The organism is Stenotrophomonas sp. YJH_SMC_133 (genome assembly GCF_059370655.1).
The window spans coordinates 294,057-301,546 of sequence record NZ_JCAFTW010000005.1 but is presented as its reverse complement, the minus strand read 5'-3'; the positions used below and the strand labels follow the sequence as shown (position 1 = coordinate 301,546).

Here is a 7,490-nt window from a genome sequence, read left to right as displayed (position 1 = left end):
GACCGGGTCGTAGCCGTAGCCCAGCGACAGACCGCCCGCAGCCGGGTCGTGCACCGCCTGCGGGCGATAGTCCAAGTCCAGCGGACGCTGCAGCTGCCGCCCATTGCCATAGGCCCAGCCGGTGGCCGGGCCGAAGGCCGCGTAGGTCACGTTGTTCACCACGATCTGGCGTGCCTGGCCGGGCCGGGTCAGGCCGATCTGGCTGATGCGCCCCTGGCTATCGCGTACATAGTCGGCCACGCTGCCGTCGGGGTAGGTCAACGCAGTCAGACGGCCCGACTTGCTATAGGCGTAGCGCAGCGTGCTGGCGACACCATTGATCGTCTGCACTTTACGGGTGACCTGGCCGAAGCGGTCATGGCAATACTGGGCGCTTCCATTGGCGTGCAGCACCTGCCCCAGGCGCCCCTTGGCAAAACGCTCGTCGGCGGTACACGCAGCAGGCGCCACGTCATAGCTGTAGCCCACGTCCAGATTGGGGTCCGGGTAGGCGATACCGATCAGGCGGTTGAGTGCATCGTAGTGATAGGTGGCGGTGACGCCACGCGCATCGGTAGCCGTCTTGCGATTGCCGGCGGCGTCCACGGCGAAGCTGCTGGCGCCACTGTCCGGGCTGACTTGCCCGGTCATATCACCGAAACCGTTGTAGGCGTAGGTGGTATGCAGGCCCTTCGGGTCGGTGACCTGGGTGACCTGGTCCAGCGCGTTGTACTGGCTGCGGATCTCCGCCGCCACGCCGCCGACATCCTGCAGGGTCTGCGCCAGTCGGTTGAGCGGATCGTACTGCTGGCTGGTCACGCGCTGCAGGGCGTCGGTCACGGTCTGCGGGTTGCCGTTGGCATCGTAGGCAAAGCCGGTAGCGTGATTGCCTGCGTCCTTCAGTGCGGTCAGCTGGCCGAGCGTGTTGAACGTCCGCGCCAAGGTGCGACGTAGCGTGCCGCCTGCATCGAGCGTGTCTTCCTTGAGGCGATTGCCGGCGTTGTCCAGCATGTAGTGAATCGTGTTGCCCGCGTTGTCCTCGATGTCGGTCAAGCGCAGCGCAGCATCGTAGAAGTAGGACACGCTGCTGCCATTCGGCTCGGTGATTTTCTGCACCTGGCCGGTTGGCCAGTAGCTCAGCTGGGTGACCCGATCCTCGGCCGTGGTCGCGCCGCGCACGGTGATGGAGGTCGGCCAGCCGCGGGGATGGTAGGTGTAATCAGTCACCACGCCGTTGGCGTCCTTGACCGACAACGGCCGCCCGAACGCGTCGTAAGCCAGAGTCTCGGCCGTCTGGCCCAGCGCATTGGTCACGCTGCGCAGGTCGCCCTTGCGATAGCTGCAGGCACCTCCGGTCGCGCACCCTGCATCATCCGCCGAGTAATAGGCATAGGTAACGGCATCGGCCACATCCGTGCGCGGGCCATCCACACTCTTCAGCAGCCCCTCCACCGGGCAGCTGCCTGCCACTGCCACATCAGCGGCTTCGCAGTACGTATAGCTGGTGATGCGCGTCTGACCGGACGCGATGTCGGTCACCGTGTTGGTTGTCGGCTGGCGCCGGCCATTGAAGGACGTTCGGGTTTCACGATTGCCGATCCGGGTGGTCAGTACCGCATTGGTTTCAACGTCGCGCGCCGTGGTCACCACACGCTGCTCGGGCAAGCCGACCGCTTCGGTCACGGTATGGATGCTGACGGCACGGCCGCTCACCGCATCAGTACCCTGCGCATAGGTGTGCTTGGTCTGGATACCGCGACGATCAGTGTAGGTATCCAGGCGCCGACGGAAGTCGACACTCTGGTCGTAGTAGGTCCGGCTGACGGTTCCCTGCGAATCACTCAGGCCGGTCACCTTGCGCGACGGAGCGGTGTCGCCCCCGGGTGTCAGGGTGTAGTCGGTCTGCCGCCCCAGCGCGTCGGTCACCAACGCACCACCATTGGGGCTGTAGGCCAGTGTCACGCCATCGGCACCGCCGGCATGTTGACTGGAGATCACACGACCGATGGAATCGTAGATAAAGGTGCTGTAGCGGCGACCGTCCTCAGCGGTGATGCCGGTCAGGTGCTGGGGGAAGTCCTGGTTCTCGTAGTGATATGTCCGCACACCACCACCCGCATAGGTCACCGTGGCGACCTGGTTCTGCGGCGTGTAGGTATAGGTGGCGAGCGCAACGCCTTCGACCAGCACCGAACTGATCAACGCCTCATAGTCGTTGGACTGGTAAACGAACTCCAGTGTGCGGCCACTGCTGTGGGTGACCGCCGCAAGGCGGTCGCTGTCGTCGTAGATGTAGGCCAGCGACGTGCCATCCGGGAAGCGCTTGGCGGCAAGACGCCCGTCCGCGCCGAAGGTAGAGATGGAATCCGCCGAGTACAGTGTCCAGTTGCCGTTCTGGACCAGACGGTCACCACTGTCGTCGTCCGCCTCATAGGCTTGGCCGATCTTCTTGAATGCACGCTGGAAACCGGTGCTTTCAATGATGCCCACACTGTCAACGCCATCCAGTGCCAGGTGGGCGCCCAGCGAATGGGTCCAGCCATAGCCGAAGCCACCGGATGAGGTGGAGATGCCGGAGTGATAGAAGCGCGTCAGCGCGATCCAGCCCAGATCAAAGTCCTGCGCGATCTCATACTTCTCGCCCGTTTTAACATCACATGGGTTGCCGACATTGCCGTCGCAGGTACCGCCGTTGGAGGCCGGGTCCTTGTCGGGAATCGGACTCATGTTCGCCGCTGTATCGTTGCGGGGCATGGGGCAGCTACCGTTGCCGCCGTCCTTGTCGCACTTCTGCGACTTCGAGGTGATGGTCGCAACGAATTCCTCGTTGACGCAGGCGTTGTGCTTGTTGGACCACTGCGTAAGTGGAACAGGGCAATCAAGCCGGCGTTTGCGGCCGAAGGCCATCTGGCTCACGTAGGGAGCGCAGGGCGATTCGGCCGTGTTCTCCCCGATCATATCGGTGATTTGATAGAACCTGGACTCGACTACGCCTTCCATTTCGGGCACGCCGGAGAACCAGTCACCCTGTGGTGTAACAGCAGCACCCGGACACACAGGGTTACTTGCCTGGACTTCAGCGAGATAACTCGCGACCATCGCCTCTTCGGTCGAAAACTCCGCTGTACTCAGATAGGTCCAGTCTGGATCGGAGGGTTGTGCCTTCCCCATCCAGTAGGTGATCGACGTATTTCCGTTCAAGTCCACGACTTTCGACTTGATCTTGTCGACAGACTGCCAACCGAACTGGAACTCCGGCGGGAACGGACTCGGTGCGGGCAGGCTCTTGATCGCCTGCACCGCCTGCTGCTGGGTCTTGTACTGCGTCGAATTGCCGCCGGGCTGCGAAATACGCCAGGTGATCTTGCTTTCCTGCGCCTGTACAACAGCCGGCGCAATGCAGCCAACGGCAACGATCGCCAGCACGGCACACAAAATGGTCTTCAGTCGTTCCAACATCCCTGTTCTCCTTCCTGGACGAACACAGCGCCGGCGGGAACGAGAACGCGGAGCTGTGCCCCGCGTCATGCTTCGGATCGTCCCTGGTCCGGAATGCGGCAGTGCCACATGCCGCCTTTATCGTTGAGGACGCTTGCACGTTCAAGTGTGGAGCCGCGTAACCGATCACAGATTCAAGCATCCAACGCCATTCAGCGGTCTACGCCCCGTCCCCATGACTTTCTGCACAGGGAGTCGGTGTTATACCTCACTACATTACCAACACGACCTGTCGCGAGGTCGGCAGGCTGTGGCACTCCGCTGCAGACCTGACCCATCGGAAGGGCTGGCACGCGTCACGGCCCAGGAGAATGGCAATGAAGATCAGCCGAGTGACGTTGTGGGCGCTGGCCGCCATGATGGCCGCAGTGGGCACCGCGCACGCAGGGGAAATCCAGGTGGATCGAGGCGCTTACACACTGCAGGCCGAAGAGATGGGGGCCGGCCCGATCACCGTGGTCTTTGAATCCGGTTTCGGGCAGGGCGCGGGGGCCTGGAAGGAGGTGGTTGCCGGTCTGGGGCGCGACTACCACAGCATCACCTACGCCCGTGCGGGACTCGGCAAGTCCGGCAGCGACGGTCATCCCAAGCGCATCGATGCGCATCTGGCCGACCTCACGGCCGTGATCGATACGCTCGCTCCCGGTCGCCGCGTTGTGCTGGTGGGTCACTCCTATGGCGGCCTGCTGGCCACGGAGTTTGCACGCCGCCATCCGGAGCGCCTGCAGGGCCTGGTGCTGGTGGACCCGGCCACAATGGGGCAGCGCCATGCGTTCAAGCAGGCCGACAGTGCCCGCGTGCAGGCAGATGATGCCCAGCTGCGGGCGATGCTGCCGCCAGCCATGGCCGCCGACTACGCCGTGCTGACCGAACAGCTGGATGCACCCGGTGCGGAAACCCCGCGCACGATGCCGGACGTGCCGGTAGCGCTGCTGACTGCAACCCAGCTGGCTGCCGAACCGCTGTTCTTCGAGGAAACCGCAGCGGGCAAGGCGCTCTGGAAAGCACAGCACGCCCTGCTCTTCTCGGGATTCACGCGCGGCTCGCACCGCTACCTGGCAACCGGCCACACCCTCCAGCGCGAGGAACCCGCTGCGGTGGTGGCAGCGATTCAATCGGTCTCCGGCACCTCGAAGTAGCTGTTCCAGGCAGGGGCTTCCCGGGCTGTCCCCGGCTACTGCCCACGCAGGCGCACCGCAAAGTACCGCGCCGGGGAAAGGCCAAGCGCTTTCTTGAACATCGTGATGAAGGCCGTCACCGACTCATAGCCCAGCGTCTCGGAAACGCGTTGTACGGGTGCACCGGCGGCGAGTTCCCGAATGGCGATGAGCAGGTGCAGTTGCTGCCGCCAGCGCCCGAAGGACAGTCCCGTTTCCCGTTCGATGAGGCGGGTCAACGTGCGCTCGCCCAGGGCCAGGCGCACGGCCCACTGGCCGATGGTGCTGCGGTCTGCCGGATCCGCCGACAGCGCCGCAGCCAGCGCACGCACCTTCGGGTGATGGCTGACCGGCAGCGACAGATGCTCAGCCGGCATCTGTACCAGCTCGTCCAGCAACACCCGCGCCAGCCGGTCGGTGTGGCTGCCATGCGGATAGTCCAGCGGCGCGTCAGCCAGGTGCAGGATCATCTCGCGCAGCATCGGCGAGATGGCCAGCGTCACGCACTGCGCCGGCAGGTCGACGATGCCGGGCTCGACGAACAGGTAGCACAGGCGCGCGTTGGCGGTGGCGCGGTTGCTGTGCGGCATGCCGCCCGGAATCCAGACGCCACACTGGGGCGGCACGATCCACAGCGCATTGGCCACTTCGCAGGTCACCGCCCCATGCAGCGCGAGAATGAGCTGACCCTTTCGATGCTCATGCACCGGAATTTCCGCGTCGTGCTCGGCCACCTGCAGGCGGCTGGCAACCGCCGGGCGATCGGTCTCGTCCGGGTCCAGGTCAAAGCCGGGGAGCGAAATGCGAGCCATTCTCACATTGACCGGTTTTAGCGATTGGTTGTCATTGTAGCGAAATTCGCCAGTGCGGCCGATCACTAGCATGAGCCGCATGCACTCCTCCAGCCCGCTCCGCCCCCACCTGCTCCAGGCATTTGCGCGGTTTAAAAGCCCTGCCCTCAGGACCGACCAGGAGGCGGTGCTGTTCTCGCTCAAATGCCTGCTCGCCGCGTCGCTGGGGCTCTATGTCTCTCTAAGGGTCGGCCTGAACCGCCCGTTCTGGGTGATCGGCACGGTCTATCTGGTATCACAGCCTCTTTCCGGGGCAACGCTCAGCCGCGGCCTGTTCCGCCTGCTCGGTACCGTGGGCGGGGCCGTCGCCACCGTCGCGCTGGTGCCACGCTTCGCCAATGCGCCCTTGGTGCTGAGCGCCGCGCTCGCCACCTGGATGGCGCTGTGCCTGTACCTGGCGATGCTCGACCGCACGCCACGTGCGTACGCGTTCCTGCTGGCCGGCTATACCACCAGCCTGATCGGGTTTCCTGCGGTGATGGTGCCGGGAGAGGTGTTCACCATTGCCATCACGCGGGTGCAGGAAATCGCCATCGGCATCCTGGCCGCCACGCTGGTACATGGGTTGGTGCTGCCGCGCCGGGTTTCGATGCGCGTGCACGCACGGGTTGCTGCCGTGCTGGAAGATGCGGAACGATGGACACGCGACATGCGCGCCAGTGCATCGGACACGGTGCTGGCGACGGACCGCTCGAAAGTGGCCGCCGACCTGCTCGAGCTGCATGTGCTGTCGATCCACCTGCCCTTCGACAGCGCCCACGGCGTGGCCCAGGTGCAGATCCTGCGTGCCCTGCATGACCGGATGCTGGACGTACTGATGCTGTCCAGCGCGGTGGAAGATTCCATCGCTCGGCTGCGTTCACCGCAGGCCGGCACAATGGATGCAAGCGGCTGGCGCGATCTGCTGCAGGCCAGCCTCGCCGCGCAACAGGCCGAGCTCGACCTCGCCCACGCCGACTGCCGCGTGCTGCAGGCACAACTGCACACTGCCCGCCCCGACTGGCGCCTGCATGTGCCTGACCGTCTTGCGCGGAATGTGCAGGGCGCAGTGATTCACCGGGATCACAGGAACGCCGCGCGCAGCGCACTGGGGGCGTTCGTCGGCATCCTGCTGAGCTGCGTGCTGTGGATCATCACGGGCTGGTCGGACGGCGCCACGGCGGTGTCCATCATCGGCACAGCGTGCGTGCTGTTCGGCACGATCGAAGCGCCGGCACCGCATGTCATGCGCTACCTGGTGGGATCTTGCATCGGCGTTGCCGTCGGCCTGCTCTACGGTCTGCTGATCTTCCCCGCGCTGTCCGATTTCGTCGGCCTGATGGCCGCGCTGGCGCCTGCGCTGCTGCTATGCGGATCGTTCCTGGCCCGGCCGCCCTTCATCATGGCTGCGCTGGGCGTGGTGCTGACGTTTCCGCTCATCGCCGGCCTGGGCGCGACCAATTCGACCAACATCGCCGGCGCGCTCAACAACAGCGTTGCGTTGTTCATCGGTACGACGGTGGCACTGTGCAGCATGCAGCTGTTCCAGACCGCCGATGCGGGCCGCAACCGCGCACGGCTGGAGCGTTCGATCCGTCGGGATATCGCACGACATGCCGCCGAACAAGGTGGCGTGACCCGCGCCTGGCTCAGCCGCATGCTGGATCGAATCGGGCTGCTCGCTCCCAGGTTGCAGGGCCGTTCCAGTGCCGCACACGATCTGCGGGAATTGTTTGCGGACGTTCGTGCGGCACGTGCATCCAGCCAACTCCGCGCGCTGGAAAGGCGGCTGCACAACCCGCAGGTTCGGGCGCTTCATGCGGCGCTGGTCGAACGCATCGCCGCACATTTCAGGATCCGCGGCCATGCGCCACGCAGTGTCGATGCCCATCTTCTGGAACTGCTCGACCGCATGCGCGAGGCCGCAGTGGCCAGCAGCGGGGGTGATCGTGAGCATCTGTCGCACCTGCTCTGCGGATTGCGCCGCGACCTGCTGGCGCCTGCTCTCACTCATCGGCACTGACCT

The 7,490-nt window shown here is 64.8% G+C and carries 4 protein-coding genes; 2 read left to right on the top strand and 2 right to left on the bottom strand.

Annotated features, from left to right (window positions below; translation table 11 throughout):
- On the bottom strand, positions 1 to 3,438 hold a 3,438-nt coding region (locus AC5P78_RS09725; protein WP_495217193.1), incomplete at its 3' end, for an RHS repeat domain-containing protein.
- Between the two features lie 356 nt (positions 3,439 to 3,794).
- Between AC5P78_RS09725 and AC5P78_RS09720 the strand changes: the two genes are divergently transcribed.
- Complete coding sequence (locus AC5P78_RS09720) at positions 3,795 to 4,616, top strand: alpha/beta fold hydrolase (RefSeq protein ID WP_012480490.1); 822 nt, start codon at positions 3,795 to 3,797, stop codon at positions 4,614 to 4,616.
- A gap of 35 nt (positions 4,617 to 4,651) precedes the next feature.
- Here the strand turns inward: AC5P78_RS09720 and AC5P78_RS09715 are convergent, their stop codons facing one another.
- Positions 4,652 to 5,446: an AraC family transcriptional regulator gene (locus tag AC5P78_RS09715; protein ID WP_014647399.1), complete on the bottom strand. Its 795-nt coding sequence runs from the start codon at positions 5,444 to 5,446 to the stop codon at positions 4,652 to 4,654.
- 166 nt (positions 5,447 to 5,612) lie between these two features.
- On the opposite strand from AC5P78_RS09715, the gene AC5P78_RS09710 reads away from it, so the two are divergent.
- A complete protein-coding gene (locus tag AC5P78_RS09710) occupies positions 5,613 to 7,487 on the top strand; it encodes an FUSC family protein (RefSeq protein WP_081284576.1) in 1,875 nt (624 codons plus the stop codon).
- Positions 7,488 to 7,490 lie beyond the last annotated feature (3 nt).

What these genes read in the sequence shown, in the direction of transcription:
- AC5P78_RS09715 (WP_014647399.1), bottom strand. Translation starts at nt 5,446, where the DNA reads ATGGCTCGCATTTCGCTCCCCGGCTTTGACCTGGACCCGGACGAGACC.
- AC5P78_RS09720 (WP_012480490.1), top strand. Translation starts at nt 3,795, where the DNA reads ATGAAGATCAGCCGAGTGACGTTGTGGGCGCTGGCCGCCATGATGGCC.